This window comes from Mycolicibacterium brumae (genome assembly GCF_025215495.1).
GTDB lineage: Bacteria > Actinomycetota > Actinomycetes > Mycobacteriales > Mycobacteriaceae > Mycobacterium > Mycobacterium brumae.
In genome coordinates, this window is sequence record NZ_CP104302.1 from 1,641,991 (window position 1) to 1,659,589 (window position 17,599).

The 17,599-nt window shown below is 70.5% G+C and carries 18 protein-coding genes; 11 read left to right on the top strand and 7 right to left on the bottom strand.

The window, feature by feature from the left end:
• Positions 1-23 precede the first annotated feature (23 nt).
• From fic to L2Z93_RS07990, 3 genes are read right to left on the bottom strand one after another with little or no spacing between them, the layout of a single operon-like run.
• Entirely contained in the window at positions 24-575 is a 552-nt protein-coding gene (gene fic, locus L2Z93_RS07980) for a protein adenylyltransferase Fic (protein WP_090589769.1), read from the bottom strand.
• Between the two features lie 35 nt (positions 576-610).
• The gene (locus L2Z93_RS07985; RefSeq protein WP_090589772.1) at positions 611-1,036 is read right to left on the bottom strand and encodes a hypothetical protein; all 426 of its coding nucleotides are present in this window, start codon (positions 1,034-1,036) and stop codon (positions 611-613) included.
• On the bottom strand, positions 1,033-1,641 hold the full coding sequence (locus tag L2Z93_RS07990; RefSeq protein ID WP_090589990.1) for an ASCH domain-containing protein: 609 nt from the start codon (positions 1,639-1,641) through the stop codon (positions 1,033-1,035). Before L2Z93_RS07990 ends, L2Z93_RS07985 begins: the two co-directional genes overlap by 4 nt.
• A 59-nt stretch (positions 1,642-1,700) precedes the next feature.
• On the opposite strand from L2Z93_RS07990, the gene L2Z93_RS07995 reads away from it, so the two are divergent.
• The 6 genes from L2Z93_RS07995 (at position 1,701) to L2Z93_RS08020 (ending at position 8,532) form a co-directional block, all read left to right on the top strand.
• Complete coding sequence (locus tag L2Z93_RS07995) at positions 1,701-2,684, top strand: helix-turn-helix transcriptional regulator (protein WP_090589993.1); 984 nt, start codon at positions 1,701-1,703, stop codon at positions 2,682-2,684.
• Positions 2,681-3,628 carry a helix-turn-helix transcriptional regulator gene (locus L2Z93_RS08000; RefSeq protein WP_090589776.1) on the top strand — a complete coding sequence of 316 codons (948 nt, stop codon included), beginning with the start codon at positions 2,681-2,683 and terminating at the stop codon, positions 3,626-3,628. The genes L2Z93_RS07995 and L2Z93_RS08000 overlap by 4 nt, the downstream gene beginning before the upstream one ends.
• Before the next feature lie 39 nt (positions 3,629-3,667).
• Complete coding sequence (gene tatA / locus L2Z93_RS08005; RefSeq protein ID WP_090589780.1) at positions 3,668-3,925, top strand: Sec-independent protein translocase subunit TatA; 258 nt, start codon at positions 3,668-3,670, stop codon at positions 3,923-3,925.
• Positions 3,926-3,974: 49 nt separating this feature from the next.
• Positions 3,975-4,874 carry a twin-arginine translocase subunit TatC gene (tatC, locus tag L2Z93_RS08010; protein ID WP_234786177.1) on the top strand — a complete coding sequence of 300 codons (900 nt, stop codon included), beginning with the start codon at positions 3,975-3,977 and terminating at the stop codon, positions 4,872-4,874.
• The gene (locus tag L2Z93_RS08015; RefSeq protein WP_090589784.1) at positions 4,871-7,609 is read left to right on the top strand and encodes a DEAD/DEAH box helicase; all 2,739 of its coding nucleotides are present in this window, start codon (positions 4,871-4,873) and stop codon (positions 7,607-7,609) included. Before tatC ends, L2Z93_RS08015 begins: the two co-directional genes overlap by 4 nt.
• Positions 7,610-7,725: 116 nt before the next feature.
• A complete protein-coding gene (locus L2Z93_RS08020; protein ID WP_090589788.1) occupies positions 7,726-8,532 on the top strand; it encodes a DUF4333 domain-containing protein in 807 nt (268 codons plus the stop codon).
• A 5-nt stretch (positions 8,533-8,537) separates the two neighbouring features.
• Here the strand turns inward: L2Z93_RS08020 and L2Z93_RS08025 are convergent, their stop codons facing one another.
• Positions 8,538-9,500, bottom strand: a complete 963-nt coding sequence (locus tag L2Z93_RS08025; RefSeq protein ID WP_090589791.1) for a 5'-3' exonuclease — start codon at positions 9,498-9,500, stop codon at positions 8,538-8,540.
• Positions 9,501-9,527: 27 nt separating this feature from the next.
• Here L2Z93_RS08025 and L2Z93_RS08030 point away from each other — a divergent pair, with 27 nt between their 5' ends.
• Positions 9,528-10,646, top strand: a complete 1,119-nt coding sequence (locus L2Z93_RS08030; RefSeq protein WP_090589795.1) for a M24 family metallopeptidase — start codon at positions 9,528-9,530, stop codon at positions 10,644-10,646.
• 190 nt (positions 10,647-10,836) lie between these two features.
• On the opposite strand, the gene L2Z93_RS08035 is transcribed toward L2Z93_RS08030, so the two are convergent.
• On the bottom strand, positions 10,837-11,247 hold the full coding sequence (locus L2Z93_RS08035) for a F420-dependent biliverdin reductase (protein WP_090589799.1): 411 nt from the start codon (positions 11,245-11,247) through the stop codon (positions 10,837-10,839).
• A 37-nt stretch (positions 11,248-11,284) separates the two neighbouring features.
• Here L2Z93_RS08035 and L2Z93_RS08040 point away from each other — a divergent pair, with 37 nt between their 5' ends.
• From L2Z93_RS08040 to L2Z93_RS08055, 4 genes are all read left to right on the top strand, one after another.
• On the top strand, positions 11,285-12,034 hold the full coding sequence (locus L2Z93_RS08040) for an SDR family NAD(P)-dependent oxidoreductase (protein WP_090589803.1): 750 nt from the start codon (positions 11,285-11,287) through the stop codon (positions 12,032-12,034).
• Between the two features lie 102 nt (positions 12,035-12,136).
• Entirely contained in the window at positions 12,137-13,312 is a 1,176-nt protein-coding gene (gene cbiE / locus L2Z93_RS08045; RefSeq protein WP_090589807.1) for a precorrin-6y C5,15-methyltransferase (decarboxylating) subunit CbiE, read from the top strand.
• Complete coding sequence (gene cobM / locus L2Z93_RS08050; RefSeq protein ID WP_162561951.1) at positions 13,309-14,061, top strand: precorrin-4 C(11)-methyltransferase; 753 nt, start codon at positions 13,309-13,311, stop codon at positions 14,059-14,061. The genes cbiE and cobM overlap by 4 nt, the downstream gene beginning before the upstream one ends.
• Positions 14,061-14,828: a cobalt-precorrin-6A reductase gene (locus tag L2Z93_RS08055; RefSeq protein WP_090589813.1), complete on the top strand. Its 768-nt coding sequence runs from the start codon at positions 14,061-14,063 to the stop codon at positions 14,826-14,828. Before cobM ends, L2Z93_RS08055 begins: the two co-directional genes overlap by 1 nt.
• On the opposite strand, the gene L2Z93_RS08060 is transcribed toward L2Z93_RS08055, so the two are convergent.
• A complete protein-coding gene (locus L2Z93_RS08060; protein WP_090589817.1) occupies positions 14,825-15,691 on the bottom strand; it encodes a hypothetical protein in 867 nt (288 codons plus the stop codon). The two genes, L2Z93_RS08055 and L2Z93_RS08060, sit on opposite strands and share 4 nt — an antisense overlap.
• A gap of 35 nt (positions 15,692-15,726) precedes the next feature.
• A complete protein-coding gene (locus tag L2Z93_RS08065) occupies positions 15,727-17,592 on the bottom strand; it encodes a DUF4139 domain-containing protein (protein WP_090589820.1) in 1,866 nt (621 codons plus the stop codon).
• Between the last annotated feature and the right edge of the window lie 7 nt (positions 17,593-17,599).

The window sequence follows — 17,599 nt, forward strand, 5'->3', positions numbered from 1 at the left end:
ACTCCAACCTGGAACGGGGCGGCTCAGCCCTTGTAGTTGTCCGGCTCCTCGTAGTAGTACGACTGCTCGATGCCCTTCATATACACATCGCGGTCGTCGATCCTGTCGGTGAGGCTCTCGCGGAGCAGTTCACGCAATTCCGTGGTTTTGACGTGACTGCGGATCATGGCTTCCAGGTAATCGTGTTTGTTGATCGCGGCCCAGTCGACGCACTTCACCAGATTCTTTTTCAAAATCAGGTCGAGCCAGATCCGAGCGCTGCGTCCATTGCCCTCCATGAATGGATGAGCGATGTTCATTTCGGCGTACTTCTCGACGATTTCCTCGAAGGTTGATTCCGGCATCGCCTCGATGTGCCGTAGCGCGTCCTCGAGGTATATCGCGCTGGCGAACCGGAACCCGTCCTTGCTGATGTTGACGGTCCTGATCTGTCCGGCAAAGTCGTATAGTCCGCCGAAAAGGTAGCTGTGGATCTGCTGCAGTCCGCGCGTTGTGCCAACTTCGAAGGACGCCAAGTCGGCGCTACCGAATAGTGCGACCGCCCGACTCTTGCTGATTTCGTCGATGTCGCGCACGCCCAAATTATACGCGCGCGCAATCTGCTACAGACTCACAGCTGGTCGTGGAATCCGCCGGCGACCATCGTCTGGAATTTCCATCCTTCGCGGGTCCTGATCAGCAGATCCCCGTAGCGCATGCGCGTCGTGTGACCGCCGACGGTGATCGTCGCGTCGGTGTGCACGAAACACAGCGACCGACTGAGGAATGTGGGTGTCCGCGTCGACGCCATGGTGACCTCGCCCGAAGCGCCGAGGTTCTCCCGCATCTGCGCCAGGAACCGCTCGCGGTCGCAGTCGCTCGTCACGCCGAACCCGTCGGCGTCGTCGGTGACCTCATTGAGGGGGAACACCGCCATGTCGGCCATGGCGTCCAGGTCCCGGGCCGCGACCAGGCGGTCGTAGGCGGCGAACCACGCCAGCACTTCGGCGCGGGCCGCCGGCTCGTCGAAATCCACCGCGTCGGGCGCACCGCTCACCGGGTGTCCAGCCAGTCCAGATACGCCCGGCCGCGCGGGGACAACTCGTAGCCCACCGGATGGCTGATGGTCAGGCCGAGCGCCTTGAGCTTGCGGGTGTCGACCTTCATCGGCGGCACCGGCACACCCCGCAGCGCGGCAAGCTCGGTGGACACCACCTCGGGGTGGTCGCGGATCCACACCAGGATGTCGCGCGTCCAGGGTCCGGTGGGCCGGGCGTCCAGCCGGGCCAACTTCGCGGCGATCTGGGACAGCTCGTCGGCGCTGGGCAACTGCTCGCGTAGCGCCACCCGCGGATCCTCGCCGACCCACGCCACGCCGACCCGGTAGACGGTGTCCCCGCCTTTTCCGCCGCGCGGACTCGGCCGCCGCGGCGCGGTCAGGGCTTTGCGCAACGCGGCGGCGTCGGCCATCCCGGCGACGCGGGCGTCGTCGTCGGACACCGACGCCAGATCGGCGACCACCGAGACGTCGGTGAAGGCGATGACGCCGGCCGGGGTGAGCTGCGTGCCGCCGACCTTCACCCGGGGCGCGTCCCAGGCGCGGTACTGCGCGGTGATGCGGCCGTCCCGGATGCCCTCGGCGACCGCCTTGGAGATCAGCACCTTCGCCATCGTAGGCGTGCCGCCGCGTGCGTGGGGCCGACCGCAAATAGGGTGTAGTGGTGGCAACCCAGAAGGTCGAACGGCTGCTGAACCTGGTGATCGCGCTGCGCGCGACAACGCGCTACCTGAGCGCCGAGAAGATCCATCGCAGCGTGATCGGGTACGGCCAATGCGCCAGCGACGAGGCGTTTGCCCGGATGTTCGAGCGCGACAAGAACGAACTGCGCGACCTCGGCATCCCGCTGGAAACCGGCAAGCTGCCCGGCTCCGACACCGAGGGCTACCGGATCAACACCGCCGACTACGCGCTGCCCGACATCGACCTGACCGCAGACGAGGCCGCCGCCGTCGCGATCGCCACCGCGCTCGGCCAAACCCCCGAGTGGGCCACCATGACCGACGGCGCGCTGCTGAAACTGCGCGCCGCCGGCGTCGACGTCAACGCCGAACCCATCCCGTTCCGGGCGCCGACCGGTCTGCCCGGACTCGGCGGATCCGAAGACGTCCTCGCCGCGTTGCTGAGCGCCATCGAGGCCCGGCAGCCGGTGAGGTTCTCGCACCGGTCCTCGCCCGCCGTGCCGTACTCCGAGCGGGTACTGGAGCCGTGGGGTGTCACCACCCAGCGCGGCCACTGGTACCTGGTCGGCTACGACCGCGGCCGCGAGGGGGAGCGCACCTTCCGGGTGTCCCGGATCCGCTCCGACGTGAGCACCGCAGGGCGGCCTGGAACCGTGGTCAAACCCGCCGACGCCGATGTGCGGGCCATCGCCGCCGAGGCGATCTCCGGGGCGCAGGCCTGCGCCGAATCGATCCCGGTGCGGCTGTGGGTCGCCGGCGGCCGGGCGAACGCGCTGCGCCGGATGGGCTCGGAGGTCGCCTATTCCGATCTCGGCGGCCGCCCCGGGCAGGTGCTGCTGATCGACAGCAGCCCGCGGGAATCGCTGATCCGCGAAATCGCCGGCCACGGCGCCGACGCGGTGGTGCTGGCGCCGGCCGAACTGCGCGACCAGGTGATCGCCCGGCTGGAAGGAGCCCTGCGATGAGCGCCACCTCGATCAGGCTGGTCCGGCTGCTGAACATGGTCCCGTACCTGAAGGCCAACCCGGGCGTGAGCTTCACCCAGGCGGCCAGGGACCTGGGTGTCAGCAAGGAGCAGCTCACCGCCGACCTGGAACAGCTGACCTACTGCGGCCTGCCCGGCAGCGGCGGCGGCGACACCATCGACATCTGGTACTACGGCGGCCTGACCATCAACCTGCGCGAATCCCAGGGCATGGACCACCCGCTGCGGCTGACCTCCAGCGAGGCCACCACCTTGCTGCTGGCGCTCTCGGCGCTGGCGGAGGTGCCCGGCCTGACGGATCCGGCGGCCACCCGCAGCGCGCTGGCCAAGATCGAGGCAGCCGCCGGGGTGGCCGGCGGCCAGGGTGGCGACGCCGGCGAGGAGACGTCCGCGGTGGCGGCCGTCCGCGCCGCCGTCCGGGACTCCCGAGCGCTGGCCATCGAGTACTACTCGGCGTCCCGGGACACGCTCAGCGGCAGGGTCGTCGACCCGATCCGGCTGCTGCTCATCGACAATCGCAGCTACCTGGAGGCCTGGTGCCGCAGCTCCGAGGGGGTGCGGATGTTCCGGTTCGACCGGATCCAGCACGCCCGGGTGCTCGACGAGCCGTCGGCGCCGCCGGAGCCGACGATGACCGCCGAACCGGACACCGGGCTGTTCGACGCCGACCCGTCGCTGCCGTCGGCGACGCTGCGGATCGCGCCCGCCTCGGCGTGGATGCTGGAGTACTACCCGATGCGGCTGCTCGCCGAGCACCCCGACGGGCACCTCGACGCTGCGATCACCTACGCCAGCCAGGATTGGCTGGTCCGGCTGCTGCTCGGATTCGGCGGAACCGTCAGCGTGCTGGCGCCCGAGGGCCTGGCCGAGGCGGTTCGCGCCGCGGCGGCCGACGCCCTGACCGCCTACCGCTCGGCGCGGTAGGATCAACCGCAACTGTCCCCATCTGAGAGGTAATGCCACATGGGCGCATTGAGTCCCTGGCACTGGGTGATCCTCATCGCGGTGTTCGTTCTGCTGTTCGGCGCCAAGCGACTGCCCGACGCCGCCCGCTCGGTGGGCAAGTCGATGCGGATCTTCAAGGCCGAGGTCAAAGAGCTGCACCACGACGACGCGCAGCCGTCGGTCACGCCTGCCCCGCCGGCCGCCGCGAATCCCACCCCGGTGGCTTCCGAACGGGTCGACACCCCGGCCGCCGAGCCGGACACCCGGTCCGCCTGAGCCGAATAACCGACCGTAGCCACGCCGCCACCTGCGGCGCCGGTCGAATCTGAGAGTGAAGTCCGCACTCCGTCGGCTGAACCCGCGCAATCGCCGCAGCCGCGTCAACCCCGACGGGACCATGTCCCTCGTCGACCACATCCGGGAACTGCGCACCCGGATGCTCATCGCGATGGCCGCCATCGTGCTCACCACGATCATCGGTTTCCTCTGGTACGGCTACGGGCCGTTCGGGATGCCCAGCCTCGGTGACTGGCTGCGCGGCCCCTATTGCGCGCTTCCCCCGGAGGCCCGCGCCGCGATCAGCGCCGACGGAGAATGCCGGCTGCTGGCCACCGGCCCGTTCGACCAGTTCATGCTGCGGCTCAAGATGGGCCTGGCCGCCGGCATCGTGCTGGCCTGCCCGGTCTGGCTGTATCAACTGTGGGCTTTCATCACCCCCGGGCTGTACGCCAAGGAGCGACGGTTCGCCGGCGCGTTCGTGGCGTCGGCGTCGATCCTGTTCGTCGCCGGCGCGCTGCTGGCCTACCTGGTGCTGAGCAAGGCGCTGGGATTCCTGCTGACCGTCGGCAACGACGTCCAGGTCACCGCGCTGTCCGGTGAGCAGTACTTCGGCTTCCTGATGAACCTGCTGCTGGTGTTCGGCATCGGCTTCGAGTTCCCGCTGCTGCTGATCATGCTCAACTTCGCCGGGGTGCTCAGCTACGCGAAACTGAAGGCTTGGCGGCGCGGCCTGATCTTCGCGGTGTTCTGCTTCGCCGCGGTCGCCACCCCCGGCTCGGACCCGTTCTCCATGCTGGCCCTGGGCGGCGCGCTGTGCCTGCTGATGGAGGTCGCGATCCAGGTGGCCAGGCTCAACGACCGGCGCAAGAGCCGCAATGTGGCGCCGGAGATCCCCGACGACCAGGCCAGCCCGCTGGACACCCCGGCCGATCAGACCCCGTCGTGACCGAACTCGAGGCCTTCGCCGCCGAACTCCCGTTCGCCCTCGACGATTTCCAGCGCCGCGGTTGCGCCGCCCTGGAGGCCGGGCACGGTGTGCTGGTCTGCGCGCCGACCGGGGCGGGCAAGACCGTCGTCGGCGAATTCGCCGTGCACCTGGCGCTGGCCGCCGGGAAGAAATGCTTCTACACCACCCCCATCAAGGCGCTGAGCAATCAGAAGCACTCCGACCTGGTCGCCCGCTACGGCAGCGAACGCATCGGGCTGCTCACCGGGGATGTGTCGCTGAACTCCGACGCTCCGGTGGTGGTGATGACCACCGAGGTGCTGCGCAACATGCTCTACGCCGGCTCCCGCGCGCTGGACGGGCTGGCATACGTGGTGATGGACGAGGTGCACTTCCTGGCCGACCGGATGCGCGGGGCGGTGTGGGAGGAAGTCATCCTGCACCTGCCCGACGACGTGCGGCTGGTGAGCCTGTCCGCGACGGTCAGCAACGCCGAAGAGTTCGCCGGTTGGATCCAGACGGTCCGCGGCGACACCACCGTCGTCGTCGACGAGCACCGGCCGGTCCCGCTGTGGCAGCACATGCTGGTCGGCCGTCGGCTCTTCGACCTGTTCGACTACTCCAAGCACGGCGCGGAACCGACCGGCAAGCCCAAGGTCGACCCGGAGTTGCTGCGGCACATCGCCCATCGCCGGGAAGCCGACCGGATGCTGGACGCCGAGCCCCGGGGCAGGGGCCGTGGCCGGCCCGGTGGCCGCGGTGGTTACCGTCCGCCGTCGCGCCCGGACGTCATCGCCACCCTGGACCGCGAGGGCCTGCTGCCGGCCATCACCTTCATCTTCTCCCGCGCCGGCTGCGACGGCGCCGTCGGGCAATGCCTACGGTCACCGCTGCGGCTGACCACCGACGACGAGCGGGCGCGGATCGCCGAGATCATCGACCGGCGTTGCGCCGACCTGGCCGACGGCGACCTCGCGGTGCTCGGCTACCACGAGTGGCGCGAGGGGCTGCTGCGCGGGCTGGCCGCCCACCACGCCGGGATGCTTCCGGTGTTCCGGCACACGGTCGAAGAACTGTTCGCCGCCGGCCTGACCAAGGCGGTGTTCGCCACCGAAACCCTCGCCCTGGGCATCAATATGCCCGCCCGCACCGTGGTGCTGGAGCGGCTGGTCAAATACAACGGCGAACAGCACGCCCCGCTGACACCGGGGGAGTACACCCAGCTGACCGGCCGGGCCGGCCGGCGTGGCATCGACGTGGAAGGCCACGCGGTGGTGCTCTGGCGCCCCGACGACGGCGCCGCGGAACCGTCGGAGATCGCCGGGCTGGCCTCCACCCGCACATTCCCGCTGCGCAGCAGCTTCGCCCCGTCCTACAACATGACCATCAACCTGGTCAGCCAGCTCGGCCCCGCGGCCGCCCGCGCGCTGCTGGAACGCTCGTTCGCCCAGTATCAGGCCGACCGCTCGGTGGTCGGACTGGTCCGCGGGGCCGATCGCGGACGCAAACTGCTCGCCGAGATCACCCGCGACCTCGGCGAGGACGCCGAACCGATCCTGGACTACGCCCGGCTGCGCGCCGCCATCACCGACAAGGAAAAGTCCCAAGCCCGCAGCTCCCGGCTGCAGCGCCGCCGCGCCGCCAACGACGCGCTGGCCGAGCTGGGCAAGGGTGACATCATCAACATCACCCACGGCCGCCGCGGTGGTTTGGCCGTGGTGCTCGAACCCGCCCGCGACCCCGACGATCCCCGCCCGCTGGTGCTCTCCGAACACGCGTGGGCCGGCCGGATCTCCACCGCCGACTACTCCGGTCCCGCGGGGGCGATCGGGACCATGTCGCTGCCCAAACGCGTCGAGCACCGCCAGCCCCGGGTGCGCCGCGACCTGGCCTCGGCGCTGCGCTCGGCCGCCAAGGGACTGGACGCGCCGTCGCGTCGGCGCGGCCGCGGGCACGTCGACGCCGACCCAGACATCGACCCCGAGCTGATCCGGCTGCGGCAGCGGCTTCGCAGCCATCCCGCCCACGAGGTCGGCGACCGCGAGGCCAAATTGCGCCAGGCCGAGCGGTATCTGCGCATCGAGCGGGAGAACGCCGCCGTCGACCGCAAGATCGCCGCGGCCACCAATTCGCTGGCCCGCACCTTCGACCGGATCCTCGGCCTGCTGACCGAACGCGGCTACGTCCGCGCCGCCGGCGCCGAGGAAGTGCGGGTCACCGATGACGGCCGGCTGCTGGCCCGGATCTACTCCGAAGCCGACCTGCTGGTCGCCGAATGCCTGCGCACCGGCGCGTGGAACGGCCTGAACCCGGCCGAGCTCGCCGCGATGGTGTCGGCGGTGCTGTTCGAGCCGCGCGGCTCCGATGGCCCGGCGGCGCAACCGGACCCGCCGACCGCCGGACTCCGCTCGACGCTGGCCGCCACCCGCCGGCTGCACGGCGACCTCCGCCGCGAAGAGAGCCGACACCGGCTGGAACCCTCCCGCGAACCCGACGCCGGCTTCGCGCCCGCGGTCTACCGGTGGGCCACCACCGGCGACCTGACCGCGGCGCTGATGGAGTTCGAGTCCTCCGGCGGCCCGATGCCGGCCGGAGATTTCGTCCGCTGGTGCCGTCAGGTGCTGGACCTGCTCGACCAGGTTCGCAACGCCGCGCCTGACCCGGCGTTGCGGGCCGCGGCCAAACGGGCGATCGCCGACGTCCGACGCGGCGTTGTGGACGTGGACGCGGGCTAGACACCGGCTAGAGATTCTGCCGACATGAACGCCGCCTGACCGCCGGTATGGTGAGGCAGACGCTACGGTTGAGTCCGGCCACGGGCCGAAGCGCGCCGAGATTCGAGGAGACACCGATGAGTGGACCGCAGGGAACCGACCCCAATCAGGGTGGTCAGGGCCCTCAGCACGATCCGTCGGCCACCACCAACACCCCGTGGCAGGCGCCGTCGTCGTGGCAGCAGCCGACCAACACCGATGACCAGGCCACCGGCATCGCCCCCACCTGGCAGCGGCCACCCGGTCCCGACGCCACCACCGCCGCCCCCGCCTGGGGCCAGGGCTACCAGCCCGGCGCGCAGCAGAGCTACCCCGGTTACCAAGGCGCTCCCGGCTACTCCGCGCCGCCGTCGACCCCGGGTTACCCGGCACAGCCGGGATACGGGCAGTTCGGCGCACAACCCACGCAGTACGGCGCCCAGCCGGGGCAACCGCAGTACGGCCAGTACCCCGGCCAGCCGCAGTACGGCGCGCAGCCCGGTTACCCGGGCCAGCCGGGACAGCCCGGCCAGTATGGCTTCCCGCCGCCCGGCGCGGAGCCGGAGGCCAAGTCCAAGCGCACCCTGCTGATCATCATCGGGGCGATCCTGGCGGCGCTACTACTGATCGTGCTGGTCACCGGCTTCTGGAAGCCGGGCTTCTTCGTCACCACCACCCTCGACGTCAACAAGGCGCAGCAGGGCGTGCAGCAGATCCTGTCGGATGAGACCAACGGCTACGGCGCCAAGAACGTCCAGGACGTCAAGTGCAACAACGGCAAGAACCCCGAGGTCCACAAGGGTGACACCTTCACCTGCGAGGTCAGCATCGACGGCGCCAAGCGTCAGGTCACGGTGACCTTCCAGGACAACAACGGCACCTACGAGGTCGGCCGGCCCAAGTAGCCGACTCAGCCCGGCAGCGTGTCCAGCGCCTTCTGCAATCGCGCAATGGACGACTCGACCCCGTACGCGGCGGCCAATTCGGCCACCCGGACGGGGTCGATCGGCGTGCGGGGCAGAACGTCGGTGGCCGTGGACAGGGTGACCGGAGCGTCGGTGGCCACCAGCACCACCGGCAGGGCGGTTTCCAGGTAGTCCGCCCCGGCGAGCAGCTTCGCCCGCACGCCCTTGGCCAGGTCACTGCCGGGATCGCTTGCCGCGCAGCGGATTCCCTCCAGGGAGCCGTACTTGCTCAGCAGGGTGGCGGCGGTCTTCTCGCCGATCCCGGCCACCCCGGGCAGGCCGTCGGACGGGTCTCCGCGCAGCAGCGCCAGCTCGGCGTAGGCCATGCCGGCCCGATCCGCCGGCAGCCCATACTTGCCGGCGACCTCGGCCGGACCGAAGAGCTCCGCCTTGGCCAGCCCGCGGCCGATGTAGAGCACCCGCACCGCGGTCGGCTCATCACGCACCACCTGCAGCAGATCCCGGTCACCGCTGACCACGATCACCGGGTCGCGGGTCTCGTGTGCGGCCAGCGCGCCGAGCACGTCGTCGGCTTCATAGCCGGGCGCGCCGGCCGTCGGGATGCCGAACGCGTCCAGGATCTCCATGATCATCGTGACCTGTGGAGTCAGCTCGTCGGGCACTTCCTCGACGTCCGGGCCGTAGGCCTGCGGTTCCTCGACTCGGTGCGCCTTGTAGGACGGCGCCAACTCCACCCGCCAGTGCGGGCGCCAGTCCAGATCTAGGCACACCGCCAACCGGCCCGGGTGGTGTCCGGCGATCACGGTGGCCACCGCGTCGAGGAATCCGCGCACCGCGTTGACCTGCCGGCCGTCGGGCGCGGTGATCGACGACGGCACCCCGAAGAACGAGCGGAACCACATGCTGGCGCCGTCGAGCAGCAGGAGCGGGGTGCGATCATCGGCCATGGGTCGATCCTGCCCTACGCTGGCGGCATGAGCCGATTCCCCTCCAGCGTGTACGCCGCCCGACTGCAGGCCGCCGCCGCGGGAGCCCGGGCCGCCGGACTGGCCGGCCTGGTCATCAGCCCCGGCTACGACCTGCGATACCTCACCGGATCGGCGGCGCAGACCTTCGAACGGCTCACCGCGCTGGTGATCCCCGCCGACGGCGCGCCGAGCGTGGTGACGCCGCGGCTGGAACTCGCCTCGCTGCGCGAGTCGGCGATCGGCGAGCTCGGATTGACCGTCGCCGACTGGGTGGACGGCGAAGACCCGTACGCGCTGGTCGAGGCGGCCCTGGGCGGCGCCCCGGCAGCCGCAGGAGTCACCGACGCGATGCCGGCGCTGCATCTGCTTCCGCTGGCCGACCGGCTCGGGGTGCTGCCGGTGCTGGCCACCGATGTCATGCGCTGGCTGCGGATGGTCAAGGACACCGCGGAGATCGACGCGCTGCGCGCGGCCGGGGCGGCCATCGACCGTGTGCACGCGCGGGTGCCGGAGTTCCTGGTCCCGGGCCGCACCGAGGCGCAGGTCGCCGCGGACATCGACGCCGCGATCGTCGCCGAAGGGCACACCGCGGCCGCGTTCATCATCGTCGGGTCCGGCCCGCACGGCGCCGACCCGCACCACGAGCACTCCGACCGGGTGCTGCAGGCCGGGGACATCGTCGTCGTCGACATCGGTGGACCGGTTCCGCCCGGCTACAACTCGGACTGCACCCGCACCTACAGTCTCGGAGAGCCGGAACCCGAAGTGGCGCAACAGTATCGAGTGCTGCAGGACGCGCAGCGCGCCGCCGTGAACGCGGTTCGCCCCGGGGTGAGCGCCGAGGCCGTGGACGACGCCGCGCGTTCGGTGCTGGCCGAGGCCGGACTGGCCGAGTACTTCGTGCACCGGACCGGGCACGGTATCGGCCTGTCGGTGCACGAGGAGCCCTACATCGTGGCGGGGAACGCGTTGCCGCTGCAGGCCGGAATGGCGTTCTCCGTCGAGCCGGGCATCTACTTCCCGGGCGCATGGGGGGCGCGGATCGAGGACATCGTCATCGTCACCGATGACGGCGTCGAGCCGCTGAACAACCGGCCGCACGAACTGGTCGTGGTGCCGGTGTAGCTGCTTGCGGTCTACCCGGTGTTGATGGGCAAGCCGGACGATCCTGATCGTCAAAATGTGCACGAAAACGCACGTCCAAAGGGCAATGCGCCCTCGGCGCCCCCGATTTCGCGCACACTTTGACGCGGACGCGGACCCCGTCGACAGGCCCGCTGCGCAAAGCCTCCGTTCCTCCGGCTTTGCTTGCGGTCTATCCGGTGTGATCCAGCAGATCGGAGGAGCCGAGCACTCGCTCGATATGCACCTCGACGACAACACGGGTCGGGTTGACCCGCGGCGTGCGGTAGCGCTGGGCGTAGCGCAGCTCGGCGTCGCGGATCGCTTCCGGATCGGTGCTGACGCTCGCGGTTCCCTCCAGCGACAGCCAGCGGGCCCCGTCCACCTGGCTGAGCACCCCGACCTTGCCGCGTTCGGCGTTGACGGCCTTCTGCGACCCGCCGTTGGTGATCACCCGGGCGATGTGGGTCTTCGGGTCGAAGGTGAACCCGACCGCCACCACGTGCGGCGAGCCGTCGGCCCGCAGGGTGGTCAGCATGGCCAGGTGACGCTCGGTCAGGAAGGTGAGGGCGTCGTCGGTGAGACGGGTTGTTGCGTGCGGCATCGTGGTCTGAGGCTAGCGCAGGGAATAATCTAGTGCCGTGGAGGACACGAATTCCCCGGTGGTGGTCATCTTCGGCGGTCGCAGCGAGATCGGCTCCGAGCTGGCGCTACGCATCTGCGCGGGGGCGACGGTGATCTTGACCACCCGCGGTGGCGAAGACCTGGCGCTGGAGGCGATGGCGCTGCGGGACGCCGGAGCGCGGGAGGTGCACGTCAAGGGCTTCGACGCCGACGACCTGGCCTCGCACGCGCCGGTGCTGCACGAGCTGGAGACCCAGCATGGGCCGATCGACACGGCGGTGCTGGCCTTCGGCATCCTGGGCGATCAGGCCCGTGCCGAGGCCGACGCGCAGCACGCGGTGGCGATCCTGCACACCGACTACGTCGCGCAGGTGAGCCTGCTGACCCTGCTGGCGGCCCGGATGCGCTCGCGCGGGACCGGCGCCCTGGTGGTGTTTTCCTCGATCGCCGGGGCCCGGGTGCGCCGGGCGAACTACGTCTACGGTTCGGCCAAGGCCGGGCTGGACGGGTTCGCCAGCGGATTGGCCGACGCGCTGCACGGCTCCGGGGTGCGGTTGCTGATCGTGCGACCCGGGTTCGTGATCGGCCGGATGGCCGCCGGGATGGAACCCGCGCCGTTCGCCAGCACCCCGCCGCAGGTCGCCGCAGCGGTGGCCAAGGCGCTGTCAAGCGGCAAGCGCGCGGTCTGGGTGCCCTGGCAGATCAGACCGCTGAGTTTCGCGATGCGGTTTGTGCCGCAGTCGATTTGGCGGAAGATGCCCCGATGAGGAGCGAGCGAGCGCAGCGAGTGAGCGATCGAATCGGCAGAGGGCCCCGATGAGGAGCGAGCGAGCGCAGCGAGTGAGCGATCGAATCGGCAGAGGGCCCCGATGATCGTGGTGGTTGGCATCGGCGCCGACGGGATGGCGGGCCTTGGCGCGGCGGCGCTCGCCGAACTGCGCGGGGCCTCGGTGGTTTACGGCTCGCCGCGGCAGCTGGATCTGCTCGACGACACCGTGACCTCCGAGCGCCGGAGCTGGCCGACGCCGCTGCTGCCGGCGCTGGAGTCACTGCTGGCCGACGTCGACGGCGACGCGCACGTGGTGGCCTCCGGTGACCCGATGCTGCACGGCATCGGCGCGACCCTGGTCAGGACCCTGGGCGCCGAGCGGGTGCGGGTGCTGCCCACCGTGTCCAGTGTGGCGCTGGCGTGCGCCCGGCTGGGCTGGGCGCTGGAGGACACCGAGGTGATCCGGGTGACCGAGGCCGAACCGGTCACCGCGGTGCGCCGCGGCGGGCAGGCCGTCGCGCTGTCCCGGGATGCCGGCACTCCGGCCGCGCTCGCGAGTTTGCTGGCGGGCCGCGGACGCGGTGACTCGGAAATGACGGTGCTGGAACAACTCGGCGGCCCGCGCGAACGGGTGCGAGCGGGGACCGCGGCGCAATGGGCCGACGCGCCGCCGGTCGGTGTCGACCCGCTGAACGTCGTCGCGGTGCGCTACCTGCCCGACGAGCGGGTTCTCTCGATCGCGCCGGACGACGCGTTCGACCATGACGGGCAACTGACCAAACAGTCGATCCGCGCGGTGACCCTCGCGGCGCTGGCTCCGCGGCCCGGTGAACTGCTGTGGGACGTGGGCGCCGGATCGGGCAGTGTCGCCGTCGAATGGTGCCGCGCCGGTTCGGGTTGTCGCGCGGTGGCCTTCGAGCGCGACACCGAGCGCGCCCAGCGGATCACCGGCAACGCCGCCGCATTCGGTGTCTCCGTGCCCCCGTTCGGCGCGGCCCCGGCGTCGTTCGACAACGCCCCGGAACCCGATGCGATCTTCATCGGCGGCGGACTGACAGCGCCCGGACTGCTCGACGAATGTCTCAAGCGACTGCGTCCCGGGGGCCGCCTGGTCGCCAACGCCGTCACCGCCGAGTCCGAAGCGGTTCTCGCGCAGGCGCATTCACAACATGGCGGCGCGCTGCGCCGATTCCAGCACTACACGGGCGAGCCGATCGGATCCTTCACCGGGTACCGGCCGTCCTACCCGGTCAGCCAGTGGGTGCTGCGGCGGTGACGGTCTACTTCATCGGCGCCGGCCCGGGGGCGGCGGACCTCATCACGGTCCGCGGCCAGCGACTGCTGCAGCGATGCCCGGTCTGCCTGTACGCCGGCTCGATCATGCCCGAGGACCTGCTGGCGCTCTGCCCGCCGGAGACCCGGATCCTCGACACCGGGCCGATGACGCTGGACCAGATCATCGGTGAGATCGTGGCCGCCGACGCGGCCGGCCACGACGTCGCGCGGCTGCACTCCGGGGACCCGTCGCTCTACAGCGCGCTGGCCGAGCAGCGTCGGCGACTGACCGCGGTTGGGGTTGAGCACCAGGTGGTGCCGGGCGTGCCGGCGTTCGCCGCGGCCGCCGCGGCCATGGGCCTGGAGCTCACCGTTCCGGGTGTCGCGCAGACCGTCACCCTGACCCGGGTCGCCACCCTGTCGACGGCGATGCCGCCGGGGGAGGAGCTGCGGGCCCTGGCCGGCCGGGGCACCCTGGCGCTGCACCTGGCGGCCGCCCAGATCGAGCACGTCGTGGCCGAACTCAGCACCGGGGGATTGACGCCGCAGACCCCGGTGGCGGTGGTCGCCTACGCCAGCTGGCCCGCCGAAACCGTGGTCCGCGGGACGCTGGACACCATCGCCGACCAGCTGCGTGCCGCCGATATCACCAAGACCGCGATCATCTTCGTCGGCGAGGTGCTCGCCGCCGAAGGCTTCGTGGAGAGCTACCTGTACTCCTCGGGGCGCCGGCGCGGAGCCCAGCACTGATGCGGGTGCTGGTGCTCGGCGGGACGGCAGAAGCCCGTGCGCTGGCCGCCCGGCTGCACGGGGACGTCGAAGTGATCAGTTCGCTGGCCGGCCGGGTTCCCGACCCGGCGCTGCCGGTCGGCGCGGTCCGCATCGGCGGCTTCGGCGGTGTTGCGGGACTGCGAAAGTGGTTGGTGGACAACCGGATGGATGCGGTGGTCGACGCCACGCATCCGTTCGCCGCGGGCATCACCGCCAACGCCGCCGCGGCCTGCGCCGAGCTCGGGATGCCGCACCTGCTGTTGGCTCGGCCCGGTTGGGCTCTGGACGGCGGAGCCACGCCGGTGGCCTCCGATATCGCGGCCGCCGGCGTCGTCGCCGAAAAGGGTTGCCGGAGAGTCTTTCTCACCACCGGGCGGTCTGGAACCGCGGCGTTCCGCGGCAGCGACGCCTGGTTTTTGATCCGCGCCGTCACCCCGCCGGATCCGCGGCTATTGCCGCCCAACTGCGAGTTGTTGCTGTCCCGTGGACCGTACTCCTACGACCGCGAGCGTGAACTGCTGTCCGATCATCGGATCGACGTGCTCGTCACCAAGAACAGCGGCGGGTCGATGACCCGCGCCAAGATCGACGCGGCAACAGATTTGGGCATCGACGTCGTGGTGATCACCCGCCCCGAGATTCCCGAGGGTGTGGCAGTGGTGCGCACCGCCGGTGACGCTGCGGCTTGGGTGGCGGCGCGAAACGCCGGCGGAGAGACGCTGCCGGTGTCGATGGGCGCCGGTTAGTCGAGAACGTCGCTGACGGCGGTGGCGGTGACCGCCTTGATCAGCCAGGTGCTGAGTTGGTCCGGGTTGTCGCAGTTGGTGATCCGGGCGCGGGCATCGTCGGCGACGGTGATTCCGCGGGCGGACAGCACGGCGAGAATGTCTTCGGCCTTGCCCTCTGCCTTGCCCTTGGCTTCGCCTTCGGCGAGGCCTTGGTCGAAGTACTTGCGGGCGAAGTCGCTTTGGTATCGCCAGGTGGTGGTGCTCATGAGGTGCTCCAGATAGTTGCGGGCGGCCTCCGGTAGGACTGTCCGTACCAGGTCAGCGTACAGAAGACTGCGGTCGATGTCCGGATTGAAGGTGCTGAACAAGGCGTCGAGGACGCCGCGGTCAGCGGGATGGGCGACGGCCGAAAGCAGCGCAAGCTCCGGCCCCGCACGCGCGACGGCCGGGTCGGTGATGGTCGGTATCACGGACGGTCCGATGGAGATCGGGACAATTGCTGATCCAGCACCCAGATCGATCGGTCGAGCCGCCCATCTGGCGACGCGATCGCTGGTTGATATGACCAACAGCAGGACGGGGCAGCGCAGCCGATTGCGTAGCGCGACCACGTAGCTGGGCCAGCGGTAGTGCTTGTCGGGGTCGACGCGCAGTTGGACTTCCGTGATGATTCCGAAGACGGGCACGCCGTCGGCCTGCAGGGTGACGACGGTGTCGGCGCGCTGTTCGACGGGGGCCGCCTGCGACAGATCCGGCGAACCTTCACACGCGAGAGTGTGCGTTGGGACGGCCACCCCTGCGATGTCGGTCAGGAGTTGGACCGCGAAGCTGGGTTGCTGACGGATCAACTCCACGAGTGCTTCGTGCACGTTTGACGGCATGCCCGACGCTAACGCGGGGTGTCGCCTCGCACACTTCAGCCGATCAGCGCCGCCAGGGCGTCGGTGGCGGACCGAAGCGCCGCGGCGGATTCGGCGCGGACCTCGGCGATGCCAGCCTCGATGGCGGCGACCTGGGCATTGCGGCGCTGCAGTTCGCCGACCTGGCGGGCGCGCAGTTCGCCCTCCGGGCCGTCGGTGCCGAGCACCTCGAGCTGCTCGGAGATCCGGGTCTGGGCGGTGAACACCTCGTCGCGCTCCTGGCGGAGTTGCTCGCCCCGAGCGTTCAACCGCCGGGCCTGCTCCCAGGAATCCAGCACCCCGGCCAGTGCGCCAATGGTCTTGGCGTCCAGGGAGCGGCCGGCCAGCCAGTCCTCCAGCCGACCGTGTGAGAGGTTTCGGTACTCGATGTGGGTGTAGTCCGACCAGGTCTCCAGGACAGTCGCGGCGGTCGCCGTATGCGCCGCGGCGGCCACCTCGAAGCGCCGGATGTGCTGGTCGCGCGGGGCGAGCTCGATGGCGTTCTCCACGGCGCTGACCCGGTGCTCGGAGTGGGCGTAGAACTCGAACACGACGGTGACCGGCTCGTCGTGGTCGTTGTCCACCCGCAGGGTGTGCAGCCGCTCCCGGCGCTGCTCCTCGACGACGGCCTCTTCGGCGAGCTGAACCCGCGCGGCGACGGTGCGTGTGGTGCTGTCCCGGCTGCAACGTGCCGCGAGGTCCTTGGCGAAGGTCAGCCGGATGTTCGCGCCGCGGGCGGTGAAGCCGAGCATCGCCTCGCCGGCGTAGCCGCCGTCTTCGTAGATCACCGCCGGTCCTTCCTCCAGCACCACCGGGGTGCTGTTGACGAAGGACAGCGTGATCTGTGGTGCTGGATCGGCGCCGTCGGACCAGACGAGTTCGCGCCGGGCGCCCTCCACCTCGGCGATGGTCAGCGGGACCATCGCCGCGCTGCCGCGCGCCAGCGACACCGGCGCGGCCATGCGGTACTCGAAATGCTCACCGCGGTCGGCGGTTTCGACGTCAAGGGCTGCCTCGGCGTAGGCGGCCATTGCCGCGCCGGCGGGCGCTGAGCGTGAGAGTGCCGCCCCGGCCTCGGGCGCGCCCATCATTGCGATGTCGTCGGCCACCCGATCCCGCTCCTGCACCACGGTGCGCCGCACCTGACGGGCCTGGTAGAGGTCGATGTCGAAGGACACCGGCTGGCCGGTGGTCAGGGTCAGCTCGACGTCGTCGAGGTCCTCGTCGAGGGGGTTGTGCACGATGCCCATCGCCGCCAGGCTCAGTCGGTCGCCGTCGCGCACCAGCCGATACGAGACACGCCACATCGGCGCCGGCACCAGGTAGTACACCCGGGCCAGTTCGGCGCTGCCCCGAACCTGAACGCGCAGTTGGCAATTGGGACCGGCGGTCACCGCGCGGGACTTCTCGACCAGGTAGTCGAGGTCCTGCCGGGACGGCTCCTCGGCGAGCTCCAGGCCGCGCGCGGTGGTCAGGTCGACCAGGCTGAGTGCGCCGGACTCGGTGCGCAGCACCAGCACCCTGCGGTCGCGTCCGGAGTCGTCGACCCCGATCACCTCGCCCCGGCGCGGTTCGTCGTCGGGTCCGCGCACTTCGACGACGCGGCCGCGCAGGGCGTCGAGCAGCCCGCGCAGCGCGTCGCCGGATGCCAGCAGCAGGTTGCGGCCGGCCAGTTCTTCGCGCGGGTCGGCCGGACTGTCGAAGGAGATGGCCCCGACGCTGGCCTGACCGTCGACGATGTCCACGGTCAGCGATTTCAGGACGTCTTTCATATCGTCGCGGCGCAGGGTCAGTTCGAAGTCGCCGTCCAGCGGCCCGCTGCGACCGACCAGCGCGACGCCGTGCTTGTAGAGGACCAGCCGGTCGACTCGGGGTGTGTTCACAACACCG